The sequence below is a fragment of the Pseudorhodoferax sp. LjRoot39 genome (assembly GCF_964253035.1).
Taxonomy (GTDB): domain Bacteria; phylum Pseudomonadota; class Gammaproteobacteria; order Burkholderiales; family Burkholderiaceae_C; genus Pseudorhodoferax.
On the sequence record NZ_CAXUQL020000001.1, the window covers coordinates 4,163,138 to 4,178,722 of the forward strand.

Genomic DNA, 15,585 nt, shown 5'->3' on the forward strand with positions numbered 1-15,585 from the left:
GCGCATGCCGCGTCGCGGCGCTGGCGTGGCATCGGTCTTGCATGTACGCTGCATGGATTGCCTGGGAGAAGCGCGGATGCAGACAAGCCGACCCGCCATGGATGCCGCCTACCGCGTCCGCCGCAGCGCCGACGTGGACGAGCACGCCGGCCATCTGTCCTCCTGGCGCCAGGAATACGACCAGTTGTCCTGCGGCCACTTCACTGGAATGGTGCGCGAGCTTTGGCTGCATGCGCCGCGGCTGCAGGTCTTCCACGAGTTCACGGACCAGCAGACCAGCCAGCGCTGCAGGCCCTGGCCGGGATCGGTCTGGTTCGGCATTCCCGACGGTTTGGGGGAAGGCCTCTTGCACTTCTGCGGCCGGCTGCAGCCCGGCGAGCGGCCGCGCACGCTGATGGCCGCGCGGGCCGACGCCGGCTTCATCCTGCGCACGCCCCGGCGTTTCGGCATCTATGGCGTGGTGCTGGACGAAGACTGGCTGGCCGCCCGCGCTGACACACTGGGCCTGGCGCCGCTGCTGCAGGGGCGGGCCCAGGTCTGTGCGGCCGCGCTGTCGCCGCACCGGCACGTGGCGCTGTGCCAGACCATCGAATCCATGCTGGCGCTGGGCGCCAGCGACGAGGCGGCCCTGCCCTGGGCGCTGCGGGCCATGGACAGCCTGGGCGGGCAGTTGCTGCAGCTGCTGGCCCGGTGCAGCGACGACGCCGCATGGCAGGGGCCGCCGGCCAGCGCGCAGCGGCGCCTGGCCCAGGTCATGGCGGTGCGCGACATGGCGGCCGACCCGTTCAACCATCTGCTGTCGGTGGAGGATTTGTGTGCGCGGCTGCACCTGACGCCGCGCACGCTGCACAACCACTTCCTGGGCAGCGTGGGCATCTCGCCGGCGGACTTCCTGCGCTCGGTGCGGCTCAACGCCTGTCGGCGCCGGCTGCGCGGCACGTGCGCCGAGCAACTGCACGTGCAGGACGTGGCCGCGCAATGGGGTTTCTTCCACATGGGCCGCTTCGCGCAGGCCTATAGGGAACTGTTCGGCGAGCTGCCTTCGCAGACGCTGCGCCTGTCACGCCAGGCCGCGCCGCTCAGCGCGTGACGAGCCGGTGCACCAGATCGGCCGTGGAGCCGGCGCCGTACTTGCGCATCACGCGCGCGCGGTAGATCTCCACCGTGCGGTGGCTGATGCCCAGCACGCGGCCGATCTCCTTGGCCGTGAGGCCTTGCATGACCTGGGCCGCGATCTCGCGCTCGCGTGGCGTGAGGCTGGCGTGCACGCTGCGGCGCGCGCTCAGGTCCTCGAAGCTCCAGATGCCTGCCGCGTGCGGGACCGTGCGGTCGAAGGCCCGGCCGGTCACATGGCACCAGAACGTCTCGCCCTTCAGCCGCCCGTCCACGCGCCGCATGATGCGGTCGTCTGCGTACAAGCCCTTGGCGTTCATGACGGGCGTGATGCGCTCGCCCGTGCGTTCGTACTCGTCGGCACTCGGGTAGAGCACACGGAAGGACTGGCCGACCAGCTGCTCGCGCGCGGCACCGAACATCTCGCACAGGTGGCGGTTGCAGTCCACAATCGTCCGCTCGCGCGATACCACGAGCCCGATGGGCGCCAGATCGAAGGCCAGCCGGTAGTCGATGTCCATCGGGATTCTCATTAGGAAAAACTACGTATCTGGCTACGTAGTATCGTCCGCCCATCCGAATCCACAGGAGGCTCTCGTGAACAAAATCTATCCTTCCGCCGATGCGGCGCTGAAGGGCATCGTCCAGGACGGCCAGCTGCTGGCCGTGGGCGGTTTCGGCCTGTGCGGCATCCCCGAGGCGCTGATCGAGGCGCTCAAGGATTCCGGCGTCAAGAACCTGACCGTGATCTCCAACAACGCCGGTGTCGACGGTTTCGGCCTCGGCAAGCTGCTGGAGACGCGCCAGATCAAGAAGATGATCGCCAGCTACGTGGGCGAGAACAAGGAGTTCGAGCGCCAGTACCTGGCCGGCGAACTGGAACTGGAGTTCACGCCCCAGGGCACGCTGGCCGAGAAGCTGCGCGCCGGCGGCGCCGGCATTCCGGCCTTCTTCACCAAGACCGGTGTCGGCACCCAGGTGGCCGAGGGCAAGGAGCTGCGCGAGTTCGATGGCGAGACCTATGTGATGGAGCGGGCATTGCTGCCCGAGGTGGCGCTGGTCAAGGCCTATGCGGCCGACAAGTCGGGCAACCTGCAGTTCCGCCGCACGGCGCGCAACTTCAATCCGGCCGCCGCGATGGCCGGCAAGATCTGCGTGGTCGAGGTCGAGAAGATCGTCGAGACCGGCGAGATGGACCCCGATGCCGTGCACCTGCCCGGCATCTACGTGCACCGCATCGTGCTCAACGCGACACCCGAGAAGCGCATCGAGAAGCGCACGCTGCGCGCGGCTGCGCCCGTCGATGTGGCAGCCGCCAAGGTCGAGGCCCAGGCCGTGATCGCCCAGGCCGCGGCCAGCGACGCGCCCGTCAAGAATCAAAGCAAAGGAGCCTGACATGCCCTGGACCCAAGACCAGATGGCCGCACGTGCGGCGCAAGAGCTGGAAGACGGCTTCTACGTGAACCTGGGCATCGGCATCCCGACCCTGGTGGCCAACTTCGTGCCGTCGGACAAGGAAGTCTGGCTGCAGAGCGAGAACGGCATGATGGGCATCGGTCCGTTCCCGACCGAGGACGAGGTCGACGCCGACCTCATCAACGCCGGCAAGCAGACCGTCACCACGCTGCCCGGCACCTCGATCTTCGGCAGCCATGAGAGCTTCGCGATGATCCGCGGCGGCAAGATCAACCTGTCCATCCTCGGCGCGATGCAGGTCAGCGCCGAGGGCGACCTGGCCAACTGGATGATCCCGGGCAAGATGGTCAAGGGCATGGGCGGCGCCATGGACCTGGTGGCCGGCGTCAAGCGCGTGATCGTGCTGATGGAGCACGTAGCGAAGAAGAAGGACGGCACCGAGGACATGAAGATCCTGCCCAAGTGCACGCTGCCACTGACCGGCGTGGGCGTGGTCGACCGCATCATCACCGACCTGGCCGTCATGGACGTGACGCCCCAGGGCCTCAAGGTCGTGGAGATGGCGCCCGGCGTCACGCGCGAATCGCTGCAGGCCAAGACGGGCGTCAAGCTCATCTGAGCTTGTTCACCGAGGCGATCGCCGCCTTCGCGCCGCGGCTGCCGCTGGCCGTGGCCTACAGCGGCGGCGCCGATTCCTCCGCGCTGCTGCGCGCCTGCGTTGCGCGCTGGCCCGGCCAGGTGCACGCCGTGCATGTGCACCATGGCTTGCAGGCCGCGGCCGACGACTTCGAAACCCATTGCCGAGACACCTGCGCCGCGCTCGGCGTGCCGCTGGCCGTGGCCCATGTGCAGGCGCGCCATGCGCGCGGACAGAGTCCGGAAGATGCTGCGCGGCGCGCCCGCTACACGGCGATCGCCGAAGTTGCCGCACGCGACTGGGGCGAGGGTGGCCCACGCGACGTGGCACTGGCCCAGCATGCCGACGACCAGGTCGAGACCATCGTGCTCGCGCTCTCGCGCGGTGCCGGCCTGCCGGGCCTGGCGGCGATGCCGGCGCAGTGGGAGCATGGCGGTCTGCGGTTTCACCGGCCGCTGCTGCAGGTGCCGGGCGCGGCACTGCGCGCCTGGCTGGCCGAGCAGGGTGCGGCCTGGATCGAAGACCCCAGCAATGCCGACACCGCTTACCTGCGCAACGGCATCCGCGCCGAGTTGCTGCCCGTGTTGGAGCGACTGTTCCCGGCTTTTCGCAGCACCTTCGCGCGCAGTGCAGCCCATGCGGCCGAGGCGCAGGAACTGCTGCGCGGCCTCGCCGAGCAGGACCTGCAGGCCACCGGCATGCCGCCCGCCATCGCCGCGCTGCAGGCGCTGGCGCGCGCGCGCCAGGCCAATGCACTGCGCCACTGGCTGGCCGAGGTGCATGGCACGGCGCCCAGTGCCGCGCAGCTGGCCGAGCTGCTGGACCAGATCGACGCCTGCCGCACGCGCGGCCACCGCCTGCATCTGAAGGTGGGGGCCGGTTTCGTGCGGCGCAGCGGCGCGTTGCTCGATTGGTACAATCCCGCGCTTTCGAGTTGACACACTGCAGGGGCGTCGCCGGCCGACAGCCGAGCCCGGACAAGGCGCCTCCTGCCACTATCCATGGCACTCATCGTTCATAAATACGGCGGCACGTCGATGGGCTCGACCGAGCGCATCCGCAACGTCGCCAAGCGCGTGGCCAAGTGGGCACGCGCCGGCCACCAGATGGTGGTGGTTCCCAGCGCCATGAGCGGGGAGACCAACCGGCTGCTGGGCCTGGCCAAGGAACTGGCACCGTCCAAGGCCAGCGCCGCCTACAACCGCGAGCTCGACATGCTGGCCGCTACCGGCGAGCAGGCCTCGTCGGCGTTGCTGGCCATCGCGCTGCAGGCCGAAGGCATGGAGTCGGTCAGCTACGCCGGCTGGCAGGTGCCGATCCGCACCAACAGCGCCTACACCAAGGCCCGCATCGAGTCCATCGAGGACGACCGCGTGCGCGCCGACCTCAAGGCCGGCAAGGTCGTCATCGTCACGGGCTTCCAGGGCGTGGACGAGGACGACAACATCACCACGCTGGGCCGTGGCGGCAGCGACACCTCGGCCGTGGCCGTGGCCGCCGCGCTGAAGGCCCAGGAGTGCCTGATCTACACCGACGTGGACGGCGTCTACACCACCGATCCGCGTGTCGTGCCTGAAGCGCGGCGCCTGCAGACGGTCAGCTTCGAGGAGATGCTGGAGATGGCCTCCATGGGCTCCAAGGTGCTGCAGATCCGCTCCGTGGAATTCGCCGGCAAGTACAAGGTGCCGCTGCGCGTGCTGTCCAGCTTCACGCCCTGGGACATCGACCTGGACGAGGAATCCAGGTCGGGCACGCTGATCACTTTCGAGGAAGACGAGCAAATGGAACAAGCCATCGTGTCGGGCATCGCGTTCAACCGCGACGAAGCCAAGATCTCCGTCCTGGGTGTGCCGGACAAGCCCGGCATCGCCTACCAGATCCTGGGCGCCGTGGCCGACGCCAACATCGAGGTCGACGTCATCATCCAGAACGTCAGCAAGGACGGCCGGACCGACTTCAGCTTCACCGTCCACCGCAACGACTACGCGAAGACGATCGATCTGCTGAAGGAAAGGGTCCTGCCCGGCCTGGGCGTGCAGGAAGTGGTGGGCGACGCCAAGATCTGCAAGGTCAGCATCGTGGGCATCGGCATGCGCAGCCATGTGGGCGTGGCCAGCAAGATGTTCCGCTGCCTGTCGGAGGAGGGCATCAACATCCAGATGATCTCCACCAGCGAGATCAAGACTTCCGTCGTGCTCGACGAAAAGTACATGGAACTCGCGGTGCGCGCTTTGCACCGGGTTTTCGATCTGGACCAGCCCGCTGCGGCCTGATTCGCGCTGAATCCGTGCCATAATGGCGGGGTTTTCCAGGAAACGTGACCGAGTGGCCGAAGGTGCTCCCCTGCTAAGGGAGTATGGGGTGTAGAGCCTCATCGAGGGTTCGAATCCCTCCGTTTCCGCCAAACACCATAAGACGGGCCTTCGGGCCCGTTTTTCTTTGGTGCGTGCACATCACGTCAACACCGCGTCGCACGGCGCGCGCTGGTGGTGTTCATCTGTGCTGAAGGGTGGGCCGTGGCCTTGGGAGCGCCGTCGTCGAACCCCGGTGCAAACGCCGCAAAGAGGGCGGTCAGCGCGGCAGCGCCGACCAACGTGCGTTTGATGGGTGGACTTCGGCGGGCTTGGCGCGGCGAGCGCCTGCGCATTGCGTTGGAGCGGGTGAAGGGAATCGAACCCTCGTATGAAGCTTGGGAAGCTGCCGTTCTACCATTGAACTACACCCGCGCGGCGCGCATTCTACTGTGGCCGTTGGCCACTCCCGGCAGTGCCCTCGTCCAAAAGGATGCCCAGATTCGCCAAGCCACTGTCCCACTTCCTGAATGGGGCCTGAGCCACGCGATGGTCCTGCGTGACCGGGCAGTGAAGCGGGCCGGTGCGCTAGACGTGGACTTCGACCTGCCCGCCGTGAGCCGCTTCCTCGCCTGACAAGCCGTGAACGAACCACCTGTCAACGATGCAGGCCGACGCCAAGGTGCCTGCAAAGGCGCCAGTTGGTCCGCGGGTCACATCGCGCGGGCAGACACGGCGCGCAGCCGTGGAATGTGTTGGCGTCCTGTTGCGCGCGTGTACGGCCTCATGCGGGGGCGTATGCCCCTGAATTCATGCCGCTGGCTTGATCCCCAGGCTGCGCATGCGCATCAAGTTGTGCGCCAAGGCGTGCCACAGCAGCACAGCGCGCGCTTTGACCATGCCGCAGACGTTGAAGCGGTGCAGACCGCGTCGCCTGAGCTGCGCGTTGGCGCATTCGACGCTGGCGCCACGCCAGACGTACAGGTCCTTGGCGAAGTCGCTGGTCATGAATGCGCGCCACTGGGCTTGCGCCGCGGTGTCGGTGCCTTTGGGCGCCAGGCTGTCGATGCTCGGGTTGCGGCTGCGCGGCGGCGGCACCACCGGCTGGGTGCCGCGCTCGGTCAGCTCGTCGATGGCGGCAAGCTTGGTGAAGCCCCCGTCTGCCAGCCAGTGCTGCGGCGTGGTGGCGTAGCGCTGCTGGAGGTCTTGGTGTACCGGAGCCATCTGGCCCATGTCGCTGCCGCTGTTGGTGATGGCGACCGCGGCGATGAGTTGGGTCTGGACATCAACAGCCAGTTGCGCGTTCAAGGCCGGGCGAAAGCCTCCATCGGCCATCTTCATCACGCGCGCCTGGGGATCGGTGGTGCTCACGCGCGGTTCGGGTTCGGGCTTGACCGCAGCGGTGCATGTGCCACCGGGTGGTTCATCGCCCGGGGGCTGCTTGGACCGCTTGGCCGCTTTGGGCTGGGCCGGCGTCTTGCGCTGCAGCTTGTCCATCGTGGCCACAGCGGCCGCCAGGCGTTGCTCACGCTCGCGCGCAGCGCGCTCGATGGCCGCTTGCTTGCGCCGCGCGCTGGCACCGGCGTCCTCGCGCAGTTCGCGCTTGAGCGCACGGACCTGCTCTTGCGCTTGGGCGTGCAGTTCGGCCAGCTTGTCGCGGCGGCGAAAGCTGGAGGCCTTGGCGTGCGCACGCACGCGCAGTCCGTCCTGTGCCACGACATCGAGCGTGACCAGCCGGCGCTCGAGCAGCGAGGTGATCGAGCGCGTCAGCTGCGTGTCCAGCCAGGCTTCGTGCTCGGTGCGAAAGTCTGCCAGCGAGTGGTAGTTCACGCCCACGCCACCGCAGATCCAGCGGTAAGCGCCATCGCGCTCGCACAGCCGATCGATCTCGCGTGCCGAGCCCACGCCGTCCACCGTGGCCCACAGCCACAGCGCCACCAGGATCGCAGGGTCGATGGCTGGAGCGCCACCGCGGCTGCCAGCCGACTTGATGCGCGCATACAGCGGTGCCAAGTCCATGGTCTGCACGAAGGCCCACACGGTGCGCGCCGGGTGCGCAGGTCCCAGCATCGCGTCCAGGTCGACGGGGCGCAGTTCCACCTGGTTGCGCACCGGCGACATCACCCGTGGTGCGCCTTGCGCGCTGGCCGCAACCTGCACCGGCGCTTCGCCGCTTGCCGACAGTTCCCCTTGCCCGAACAAGCCTGGCTGGGCTTGTCCAACTGTGTTCCTGGTCTTCGCCGTGCTCATGCACTGAATGATCGCTCAGGTGCGCGGTTCGTTCACACCTTCTGAGTGGCCGGTGCGGCCGCTCGTGCGCTCAGCCGAGCTGGCGCAAGGCCGCCGTCACCAGCCCCCCCAGCAGCACGCTGCCGAACTGGCCCGCGCGCAGCAACCAGGCCACCGCCACCGCGGCCAACCCGCCGAGCAGCGTGGGCTCCAGGCCGCGGCCGGCGGCGCCCACGACCGAGCTGGCCAGCATGCCCGCCAGCAGTGCGGCCGGCAGCGCGTCGATGAAGGCCGCCAGACGGGGCGGAAAGCTGCGTCCCTGCAGCAGCACCGGGCCGACAGCCTTGATCGCGTAGTTGATCGCCGCGAACGCGAGCACGGTCCACAGCATGCTGTTCATGGCCCGGCTCCACGGCGCAACAGGGCGGGCAGGGCGGCGGCGCTGGCGGCCATCACGGCCACGCCGGGTGGCACCAGCCAGCACATGCCGGCCGTGACCAGCACGGCCAGCGCCACCGTGCCGCGGCGTTCGGACTCGGTGCGCACGATGTCCAGCACGAACACCAGGAAGAAGCCCGGGAAGACCAGGTCCAGGCCGATCGCGCGCGCCAGCGCGGGTTCGGGCGCAAGGTAGGCGCCGATGGCGGTGCCGGCCACCCAGGCCGGCCACTGCACCAGCGTGGCACCCAGCATCTTGGCGCGGTCCACGCCGCCGTCGGGCCGGCGCGCGGCGGCCCAGGAGGCATCGACCACGGCCTGGGCCTCCAGCGAGCGACGCCAGGCCCCACCCTTGAATTCGGAGGTCAGTGCCATCGGGATGAAGCGCAGATTGATCAGCGTGGCAGCGCCGATTGCGGCCGACATCCCGCCGCCGGCGAAGGCCATGACCAGCGCGAACTGCGCGCCGCCCGCAAACACGATGGCCGACATCAGCGTGGCCAGCCAGGCTGGCCAGCCCTGGGCGACAGCGGCGGCGCCGAAGCCCACGGCCAGCGCAAACGCGCCCACGCCGAAACCCGCACCCACCGCGAAACCCGCGCGCCAGCCGCCGCCGGATGCGGTGGTCTTGCCTGCCTCCATGCCGTCTCCCCGAAATCTGGAGCCGCAAATCTAGCAGGGCGAGCACAGGCGACACGCCGCCCAGCGCCCGGCCCGCAGAATGCGGCGCGCATTCCAGGGGAGACACCATGCACGTACCACCCGAGGCCCTGCGCGGCGGCACCGTCGCCGACCTCATCGTCACCGCCATCGCCAAGTACCCGGAGCGGGCGGCCTTCGCCAATGACGAGGCCACCGTCCACTACGCCGAATTGGGCCGGGCCATCAGCCGCATCGCCCAGCATTTCGACCGCCTGGGACTGCGCCCCGGCGACACCGTGGCCCAACTGGCCGTGAACCGCTGGGAGGTGTTCGCGGTGGTCGCTGCCGTCTACCTGCGCGGGCTGCGCTCGGTCACGCTGCACGCGCTGGGCAGCGAGGCCGACCACGCCCACATCCTCGGCCACAGCGGCGCCCGCGTCGCCATCGTCGACAGCTACCACCAGGCGCGCGGCCAGGCGCTGCGCGCGCAGTGCGGCCAGGTGCAGACCTGGCTGTCCATGGGCGCCGTCGACGGTTTCGACGACCTGCTGCAGGCCGTGCAGGACCTCGCCCCGCAGCCGCTCGTGCCCTGCGGCGACGCCGAGACCATCGTGCGCCTGGCCTACACCGGCGGCACCACGGGCCGGCCCAAGGGCGTGATGCTGAGCAACCGCGCGCTGGCCACCAACGCGCTGCTGGACCTGGCCGTCAAGGACTGGCCGCAGGAGGTGCGCTATGTGTGCCCGGCCCCGATCTCGCATGGCGGCGGCTCGCTCGTGGTGCCCACGCTGGTGCGCGGCGGCTGCGTGACGCTGCTGCGCGGCTTCTCGGCCAACGGCTTCGTCGACGCCGTGGCCAGGTACCGCTGCAACCTCTCCTGGCTGGTGCCGACCATGCTCTACGCGCTGCTGGACAGCCCGCGCGTGCGCGAAGTGGACTGGGCCGCCTTCCACACGCTGATCTACAGCGCCGCGCCGGCCGCGCCGGCGCGCATCCGCCAGGCGCTGGACATCTGCGGCCCGGTGCTGGTGCAAAGCTACGGCCAGACCGAATCGCCCAACGACATCCTGCTGCTGGACCGGAACGACCATGCACGGCTCACGGATGCCCAGCTCACGGCCGCGGGCCGGCCATACCCGCTCATGCAGGTGGCCCTGCTCGACGCGCAGGGCGCACCCGTGCCCGATGGCGCGCGCGGCGAGATCTGCGTGCGCGGTCCGCTCGTGATGGCGGGCTACCTGGACAATCCGGCCGAGACCGCCGCCGCGCTGGCCGGCGGCTGGCTGCACACGGGCGACGTGGCCTACAAGGGGGCCGACGGCCTGTACTACATCGTCGACCGCATGAAGGACGTGATCATCTCGGGTGGCTTCAACGTCTACCCCAAGGAGATCGAGGATGCGCTGTGCGCGCAGCCCGGCGTGGCGGCGGCGGCGGTGATCGGCATTCCCGACGAGAAATGGGGCGAGCTGGTCATGGCCTATGTGCAGGCCAAGCCTGGCACGCCACCGTCGGCAGATGCGCTGGTGGCGGCCGTGCGCGAGGCCAAGGGGGCGGTGGCCGCGCCCAAGCGCGTGGACTTCATCGATGCGCTGCCGCAGACCGCATTGGGCAAGATCGACAAGAAGGCGCTGCGTGCCCGGCACTGGGCTGCCGCTGGGCGCGCGGTGGGCTGAGAGGGCGTATCTGAATTAAAATACCCTGCGCGCCCTCTCGGTTCTGGGAGCGCAGGAGGTGACGAGTGGACACGGGGACGAGCAAGAAGCAACCCGGCAGGCCAGCACTGCTGCAAGCGCAGGACCTGCGCGCATTGGTGGAGCTGGCGCTGCGCATGCCGCAGTCGTCGATGGATGAGCTCACCCGCGAGTTCGTTCGCCACACGGGCATCGATGTCTGCTCGGCGACGATTCGCAAGGCGCTGAAGAAGGCGGGAGTCAAGCGCGTGCGCCCGCCTCGCGGCGCCAGCACGCGTGCGGCGGTCCAGGGCTCGGCTCCGCAGCGCTACGGCTACACGACAGCGCACCGCCGGCAAGCCAAGCCTGGCGGCATGAACACGGACCTGACCGATGCCGAGTGGGCTCTCGTGCATGACCTGTTTGAGCGCGAAGGTGGGCGCGGCAAGCCGATCACGCACGCGCGCCGCGACATTGCCAACGCCTGCATGTACATCGTGCGCACCGGCTGCGCGTGGCGCTTGCTGCCCGGCAACTTTCCGCCTTGGCGTGCGGTGTACTCGGCCTTTCGCGGCTGGGCACGCGCCGGCACCTTCGAGGCCATGCACGACCGGTTGCGCCAACAGTGGCGCGACCGCGTGGGCAAGGCACCCGAACCCACGGCGGCCATCATCGATTCGCAAAGCACGCGCAGCACCCCGCAGGGCGCAGACACCGGCTTCGATGCCGGCAAAAAGGTCAAGGGCCGCAAGCGCCACTTGGTGGTCGACACGCTGGGGCTGCTGCTGGCTGTGACCGTCACGGCTGCCAGCGTGCAGGATCGCGACGGGGCCGCATCCGTGGTGGCCCAAGCCTGCGCCAAGGTGACGGGCCTCAAGAGGCTGTACGCAGACTCGGCCTACGGCGGTCAGTGCGCCATGGACCTGGAGAAGACGCATGGCATCGCCGTAGAGATCGTCCGCAGACCTTCGAATCGCGTGACGGGCACGTTTGTTGTCGAGCAGCAGCAACTGTGGCCCGAGGCCCCAGCCAAGGGCTTCGTCGTGCAAGCCAAGCGCTGGGTGGTCGAGCGCACCCACGCATGGAACGAGCGTGCGCGCAGGCTGATCGCTCACCATGACCGCTCCAACTGGGCGCCTGTGGCCTGGGTCTGGCTCGCAGAAGCGCGTATGCTCGCAACTAGGCTGGCCGGGTAAATCATTTTAGATACACCCTCTGAGCCGGAGCGGGCCGGCCGCTTCAGTCGTGCATGTGTTCCGTCACGAACTGGCGGAACAGCTGCAGGGATGGACTCTCCGTGCGCCCGGCCAGCGTGATCAGGGCGAACAGCCCCTTGGCACCGAAGACGGGGCGCACCGGCAGCTCCACCAGTTCGCCCGACACGATGCCCTGCCGCGCCGCGGCAACGATGCCGAAGAAGACCACATCGGTCTGGCGCACCGTCGCGATCAGGCTGTCCATCTCCTCGCAGCGCAGGCCCACCGCCGTATTCGGGTTGGCGCGTGGCCCGTATTGCCGCATCAGCTGGTTGCCGATTTCATCGGTCAACGTGGTCGACGCGATGGGGTAGGGCAGCACGTCGTCGAAGCTGTAGGCGTCCGCTCCGCGCGCCAGCAGCGGGTGGCCGCTGCGGCAGATGAAGCCGGCACGCAATTCAGCCACCATCTCGACCACCAGGTCGTCCGCCGGCGGGACGGCGCGCCGGTCGATCACGAGCGCGTCGGCCGTGCGCGCGCGCAAGTGGCCCAGTTGCAGATCCAGTGCGCCGCGCATGATGTTGACCGGTATCTGCGGGTGGTGCCTGGCCATGTGCACCATGAACGGCGTCATCAGCACGGCCGCAGGCCCTGAGCCCAGGCCGATGCGGATCGGCCCGCCGTTGCCCTTCTTGGCCATGTCCACGCTGCGCCGCAGCTCCTCGGCGCCGAAGAGCAGCAGGCGCGCGCGCGCCGCCACCGCCTCGCCCAGCGGCGTGAGTTCATTGCGCCGGCCCATGCGGTCGATCAACTTGGCACCCAGCATTTCTTCGAGCAGCCGGATGCTGCGGCTCAGCGCCGGCTGCGTGATGTGCAGCCGCAGCGCGGCCCGGCTGAAGGAGCGCGCATCGGCAACGGCGAGCAAATGTTCGAGCTGCTTGAGGTTCATGGACTAACTAGAAGTTTTTTTTCTAGGACGGAGAAAAACAATGCATTGGACAGATGGGTGTGGGAATTTCTACCATGGTCTCATACCGTTATTTATGTGTACAAAATGTACATGAAGATGCAAGAAGAAAAGTTGCATTCAATTCGTGACGGTATGAAAAGGAGAAACCAGCCATGCCTCATCCCTTGATCGACAGCATCACCGCCCATGCCCAGATGTTCGTGAAGCTGCGCCGCGAACTGCAGTCGTCCGGCGAACGCGCCCCGGCGAATCTGCACACCAGCGACCTCGTGGCGGGACGCCTGGAGCAGTGGGGCTACAAGGTGGACCGCGGTCTTGGCGGCAGCGGCATCGTGGCCCAGCTGCAGCGTGGCAAGGGCAGCAAACGCCTGGGCCTGCGTGCGGACATGGGGGCGCTGCCGATGCAGCCCGGCTCGGCCGGGAGCCAGTTCGGCCACACCGCCATGCTGCTTGCTGCGGCCCACTACCTCGCGCGCCAGGGCGACTTCAGCGGCACGCTGAACCTGGTCTTCCAGAGCACAGACCAAGCCGAGGGTGGGGCCCGCCGCATGGTGGCCGACGGCCTGTTCGACCAATTCCCCTGTGACGCCATCTTCGCGATGCACAGTGCGGCCCGCCATCCGCAAGGCCGGCTGCTGCTGCGCGACGGGCCGGCCATGGCCTCGCACGACGAGGTGTCCATCACGCTGCACGGCGACGCGCTGCATGGTGCGGCCGATCCTGTGGTGGCAGGTGCAGCCATCGTGATGGGGCTGCAGAGCATCGCGGCGCGCACCGACGCGCAGCAGCTGGTGGCGGTCCAGATCAGCGGCTTCGAAGCCAGGGCCGTTGCACGGGCCGTGGCGCCCAACGCGACGCTGCAACTCGGCGTGCGGGCGCTCGACCCGGCCGTGCGCGACAAGCTGCAACGCCGCGTTACCACGCTGACCGAACTGCAAGCGCTCAGCTACGGGGTGCAGGCCACGGTCGACTACCGGCGGCAAGCGCCGGTGCTGATCAACAGCCCTCTGGAAACGGAGGTTGCGCGCCAGCTGGCCATGGAACTGCTGGGCCCAGGCCAGGTGGAGCCGCAGGCGCCCGCGTTCGCGGGCTGCGACGACTTCGCGTTCATGCTGGAGCAGGTGCCGGGCAGCTACCTGCTGCTGGGCAACGGCGACGGCCCTGAGCAGGACTTCAACGAAGCCAACCTGCCGATCGGTGCCGCCTACTGGGCCATGCTGGCCCAGTGCTACCTGCACGGCAACTGATCAGACCCGCTCGAACACGGCGGCGATGCCCTGGCCGCCGCCGATGCACATGGTGACCAGCGCATAGCGACCACCCACGCGCTGCAGTTCGTGCAGCGCCTTGACGGTGATCACGGCTCCGGTGGCGCCGATCGGGTGGCCCAGCGAGATGCCCGAGCCGTTCGGGTTGACCTTGGCCGGGTCCAGGCCCAGGTCCTTGGTGACGGCGCAGGCCTGGGCCGCGAAGGCCTCGTTGGCCTCGATCACGTCCAGGTCCGAGACCTTCAGGCCCAGCTTCTCCAGCAGCTTCCTGCTGGCCGGCACCGGGCCGATGCCCATGTACTTCGGGTCCACGCCGGCATGGGCGTAGCCGACCAAACGTGCCAAGGGCGCCAGGCCACGCGCCTTGGCCACCGAGGCTTCCATCAGCACCACAGCGGCGGCCGCGTCGTTCAGGCCCGATGCGTTGCCGGCGGTGACGGTGCCGTTCTCCTTCACGAACACGGGCTTGAGCTTGGCCATGTCCTCCATGGTGGCTTCGGCGCGGAAGTGCTCGTCGGTGTCGAACACCACGTCGCCCTTGCGGCCCTTGGACACCACCGGGACGATCTGCTCCTTGAAGTACCCGGCGGCGCTGGCCTTGGCGGCGCGGCGGTGGCTTTCCACGGCCAGGCCGTCCTGGTCGGCACGCGTGATGCCCCACTTGGCGGCGATGTTCTCGGCCGTCACGCCCATGTGGATGGTGTGGAAGGGGTCGTGCAGCGCGCCGACCATCATGTCGACGAGCTTGGTGTCGCCCATACGCGCGCCCCAGCGCGCGTTGAGCGAGGCGTAGGGGGCGCGGCTCATGCTCTCGGCGCCGGCGCCGATGGCGATGTCCGTGTCGCCCAGCAGGATGGACTGCGCGGCCGAGACGATGGCCTGCAGGCCCGAGCCGCACAGGCGGTTCACGTTGAAGGCCGGCGTGTCTTCGCTACAGCCGCCTTCGAGCGCGGCCACGCGCGAGAGGTACATGTCGCGCGGCTCGGTGTTGACCACGTGGCCGAACACAACGTGGCCCACATCCTTGCCCTCGACTTTGGCGCGCGCCAGCGATTCGCGCACGACCAGCGCGCCCAGTTGCGTGGGCGGCACGTCCTTGAGGCTGCCCCCGAAAGTACCGATGGCGGTGCGCACACCGCTGACGACGACGACTTCACGACCCATGTTGTTGCTCCTGAAGGGAAGAAAAAAATTCGCCGGCAATCTTCCCATGCGGACCGCCGGACCGGTGTCACCAAGCTGCCAAAGGTAACAATTCAGTGCACGCCGTGCACATGCCGCCGCCGCGCCTGCACGGCGGGCGCCGGTTCTTCGGCCAGGCTTTTGAGGATGCCGCAGTCGCCCTTTGCCTGGGCGTCCTGGCACTGGCTGCGCAAGGCCTTGAGCTGACGCTCCAGCGCGCGCAACTCGCGGATGCGCTGCGCCACATGGCCGATGTGGGCGTCCAGCAGCGCATTGACGCCACCGCAGTCGCCGCCCGGCGCGTCCTGGAACTGCAGCAGCGTGCGGATCTCGTCCAGCGCCATGTCCAGCGCACGGCAATGCCGGATGAAGGACAGGCGCTGCACATGGCTCTCGGCGTAATCGCGGTAGTTGCCCTCGGTGCGTGGCGCGGTCGGCAGCAGCCCTGCGCGCTCGTAGTAACGGATGGTTTCCACCGGTGTGTCGGTGGCGGCGGCCAGTTGTCCGATCTTCATGGCGCTTGACTCTAC

15 protein-coding genes and 2 tRNA genes are annotated in these 15,585 nt (G+C 68.5%); 9 read left to right on the top strand and 8 right to left on the bottom strand.

All coding sequences use genetic code 11. The annotated features are described in order from the left end of the window. Positions 1-97: 97 nt before the first annotated feature. Positions 98-1,090, top strand: coding sequence for a helix-turn-helix domain-containing protein (locus ACSQ4M_RS19355; protein ID WP_436191052.1), 993 nt, complete (start codon positions 98-100; stop codon positions 1,088-1,090). Here ACSQ4M_RS19355 and ACSQ4M_RS19360 read toward each other — a convergent pair. Then, on the bottom strand, positions 1,080-1,634 hold the full coding sequence (locus ACSQ4M_RS19360; RefSeq protein WP_436191053.1) for a LuxR C-terminal-related transcriptional regulator: 555 nt from the start codon (positions 1,632-1,634) through the stop codon (positions 1,080-1,082). The genes ACSQ4M_RS19355 and ACSQ4M_RS19360 overlap by 11 nt on opposite strands. 76 nt (positions 1,635-1,710) lie before the next feature. On the opposite strand from ACSQ4M_RS19360, the gene ACSQ4M_RS19365 reads away from it, so the two are divergent. The 5 genes from ACSQ4M_RS19365 (at position 1,711) to ACSQ4M_RS19385 (ending at position 5,570) form a co-directional block, all read left to right on the top strand. Beyond that, on the top strand, positions 1,711-2,508 hold the full coding sequence (locus ACSQ4M_RS19365) for a CoA transferase subunit A (RefSeq protein WP_436191054.1): 798 nt from the start codon (positions 1,711-1,713) through the stop codon (positions 2,506-2,508). Between the two features lies 1 nt (position 2,509). Next, positions 2,510-3,148 (top strand): CoA transferase subunit B, encoded by a 639-nt coding sequence (locus ACSQ4M_RS19370; protein WP_436191055.1) that lies wholly within the window; start codon positions 2,510-2,512, stop codon positions 3,146-3,148. A gap of 2 nt (positions 3,149-3,150) precedes the next feature. Next, the gene (gene tilS / locus ACSQ4M_RS19375; RefSeq protein WP_436191056.1) at positions 3,151-4,104 is read left to right on the top strand and encodes a tRNA lysidine(34) synthetase TilS; all 954 of its coding nucleotides are present in this window, start codon (positions 3,151-3,153) and stop codon (positions 4,102-4,104) included. A gap of 63 nt (positions 4,105-4,167) precedes the next feature. Continuing rightward, complete coding sequence (locus ACSQ4M_RS19380; protein WP_436191057.1) at positions 4,168-5,439, top strand: aspartate kinase; 1,272 nt, start codon at positions 4,168-4,170, stop codon at positions 5,437-5,439. A gap of 38 nt (positions 5,440-5,477) precedes the next feature. Further along, positions 5,478-5,570: transfer RNA gene (locus tag ACSQ4M_RS19385), tRNA-Ser, on the top strand. Positions 5,571-5,818: 248 nt separating this feature from the next. Here ACSQ4M_RS19385 and ACSQ4M_RS19390 read toward each other — a convergent pair. From ACSQ4M_RS19390 to ACSQ4M_RS19405, 4 genes are all read right to left on the bottom strand, one after another. Then, positions 5,819-5,892 (bottom strand) — tRNA-Gly (locus ACSQ4M_RS19390). A 375-nt stretch (positions 5,893-6,267) separates the two neighbouring features. After that, the gene (locus tag ACSQ4M_RS19395) at positions 6,268-7,578 is read right to left on the bottom strand and encodes an IS1182 family transposase (protein WP_436191058.1); all 1,311 of its coding nucleotides are present in this window, start codon (positions 7,576-7,578) and stop codon (positions 6,268-6,270) included. Positions 7,579-7,777: 199 nt separating this feature from the next. Continuing rightward, the gene (locus ACSQ4M_RS19400) at positions 7,778-8,086 is read right to left on the bottom strand and encodes an AzlD domain-containing protein (RefSeq protein ID WP_436191059.1); all 309 of its coding nucleotides are present in this window, start codon (positions 8,084-8,086) and stop codon (positions 7,778-7,780) included. Next, on the bottom strand, positions 8,083-8,766 hold the full coding sequence (locus ACSQ4M_RS19405; protein ID WP_436191060.1) for an AzlC family ABC transporter permease: 684 nt from the start codon (positions 8,764-8,766) through the stop codon (positions 8,083-8,085). Before ACSQ4M_RS19405 ends, ACSQ4M_RS19400 begins: the two co-directional genes overlap by 4 nt. Before the next feature lie 107 nt (positions 8,767-8,873). Between ACSQ4M_RS19405 and ACSQ4M_RS19410 the strand changes: the two genes are divergently transcribed. After that, positions 8,874-10,442: an AMP-binding protein gene (locus ACSQ4M_RS19410; protein WP_436191061.1), complete on the top strand. Its 1,569-nt coding sequence runs from the start codon at positions 8,874-8,876 to the stop codon at positions 10,440-10,442. A gap of 65 nt (positions 10,443-10,507) precedes the next feature. After that, complete coding sequence (locus ACSQ4M_RS19415; protein ID WP_436189471.1) at positions 10,508-11,635, top strand: IS5 family transposase; 1,128 nt, start codon at positions 10,508-10,510, stop codon at positions 11,633-11,635. Positions 11,636-11,678: 43 nt separating this feature from the next. Here the strand turns inward: ACSQ4M_RS19415 and ACSQ4M_RS19420 are convergent, their stop codons facing one another. Then, positions 11,679-12,584: a LysR family transcriptional regulator gene (locus ACSQ4M_RS19420; RefSeq protein ID WP_436191062.1), complete on the bottom strand. Its 906-nt coding sequence runs from the start codon at positions 12,582-12,584 to the stop codon at positions 11,679-11,681. A gap of 173 nt (positions 12,585-12,757) precedes the next feature. Here ACSQ4M_RS19420 and ACSQ4M_RS19425 point away from each other — a divergent pair, with 173 nt between their 5' ends. Further along, the gene (locus ACSQ4M_RS19425) at positions 12,758-13,852 is read left to right on the top strand and encodes an amidohydrolase (protein WP_436191063.1); all 1,095 of its coding nucleotides are present in this window, start codon (positions 12,758-12,760) and stop codon (positions 13,850-13,852) included. On the opposite strand, the gene bktB is transcribed toward ACSQ4M_RS19425, so the two are convergent. Both bktB and cadR read right to left on the bottom strand, forming a co-directional pair. Further along, a complete protein-coding gene (gene bktB / locus ACSQ4M_RS19430; protein ID WP_436191064.1) occupies positions 13,853-15,037 on the bottom strand; it encodes a beta-ketothiolase BktB in 1,185 nt (394 codons plus the stop codon). A 92-nt stretch (positions 15,038-15,129) separates the two neighbouring features. Next, positions 15,130-15,570, bottom strand: coding sequence for a Cd(II)/Pb(II)-responsive transcriptional regulator (gene cadR, locus ACSQ4M_RS19435; RefSeq protein WP_436191065.1), 441 nt, complete (start codon positions 15,568-15,570; stop codon positions 15,130-15,132). Between the last annotated feature and the right edge of the window lie 15 nt (positions 15,571-15,585).

Excerpts from the sequence above, each read along its gene's own strand:
- cadR (WP_436191065.1), bottom strand. The coding sequence starts at position 15,570 with ATGAAGATCGGACAACTGGCCGCCGCCACCGACACACCGGTGGAAACC.
- ACSQ4M_RS19380 (WP_436191057.1), top strand. The coding sequence starts at position 4,168 with ATGGCACTCATCGTTCATAAATACGGCGGCACGTCGATGGGCTCGACC.
- ACSQ4M_RS19425 (WP_436191063.1), top strand. The coding sequence starts at position 12,758 with ATGCCTCATCCCTTGATCGACAGCATCACCGCCCATGCCCAGATGTTC.
- ACSQ4M_RS19370 (WP_436191055.1), top strand. The coding sequence starts at position 2,510 with ATGCCCTGGACCCAAGACCAGATGGCCGCACGTGCGGCGCAAGAGCTG.
- ACSQ4M_RS19410 (WP_436191061.1), top strand. The coding sequence starts at position 8,874 with ATGCACGTACCACCCGAGGCCCTGCGCGGCGGCACCGTCGCCGACCTC.
- ACSQ4M_RS19400 (WP_436191059.1), bottom strand. The coding sequence starts at position 8,086 with ATGAACAGCATGCTGTGGACCGTGCTCGCGTTCGCGGCGATCAACTAC.
- ACSQ4M_RS19355 (WP_436191052.1), top strand. The coding sequence starts at position 98 with ATGGATGCCGCCTACCGCGTCCGCCGCAGCGCCGACGTGGACGAGCAC.
- bktB (WP_436191064.1), bottom strand. The coding sequence starts at position 15,037 with ATGGGTCGTGAAGTCGTCGTCGTCAGCGGTGTGCGCACCGCCATCGGT.
- ACSQ4M_RS19360 (WP_436191053.1), bottom strand. The coding sequence starts at position 1,634 with ATGGACATCGACTACCGGCTGGCCTTCGATCTGGCGCCCATCGGGCTC.
- ACSQ4M_RS19395 (WP_436191058.1), bottom strand. The coding sequence starts at position 7,578 with ATGTCGCCGGTGCGCAACCAGGTGGAACTGCGCCCCGTCGACCTGGAC.
- ACSQ4M_RS19405 (WP_436191060.1), bottom strand. The coding sequence starts at position 8,766 with ATGGAGGCAGGCAAGACCACCGCATCCGGCGGCGGCTGGCGCGCGGGT.
- ACSQ4M_RS19420 (WP_436191062.1), bottom strand. The coding sequence starts at position 12,584 with ATGAACCTCAAGCAGCTCGAACATTTGCTCGCCGTTGCCGATGCGCGC.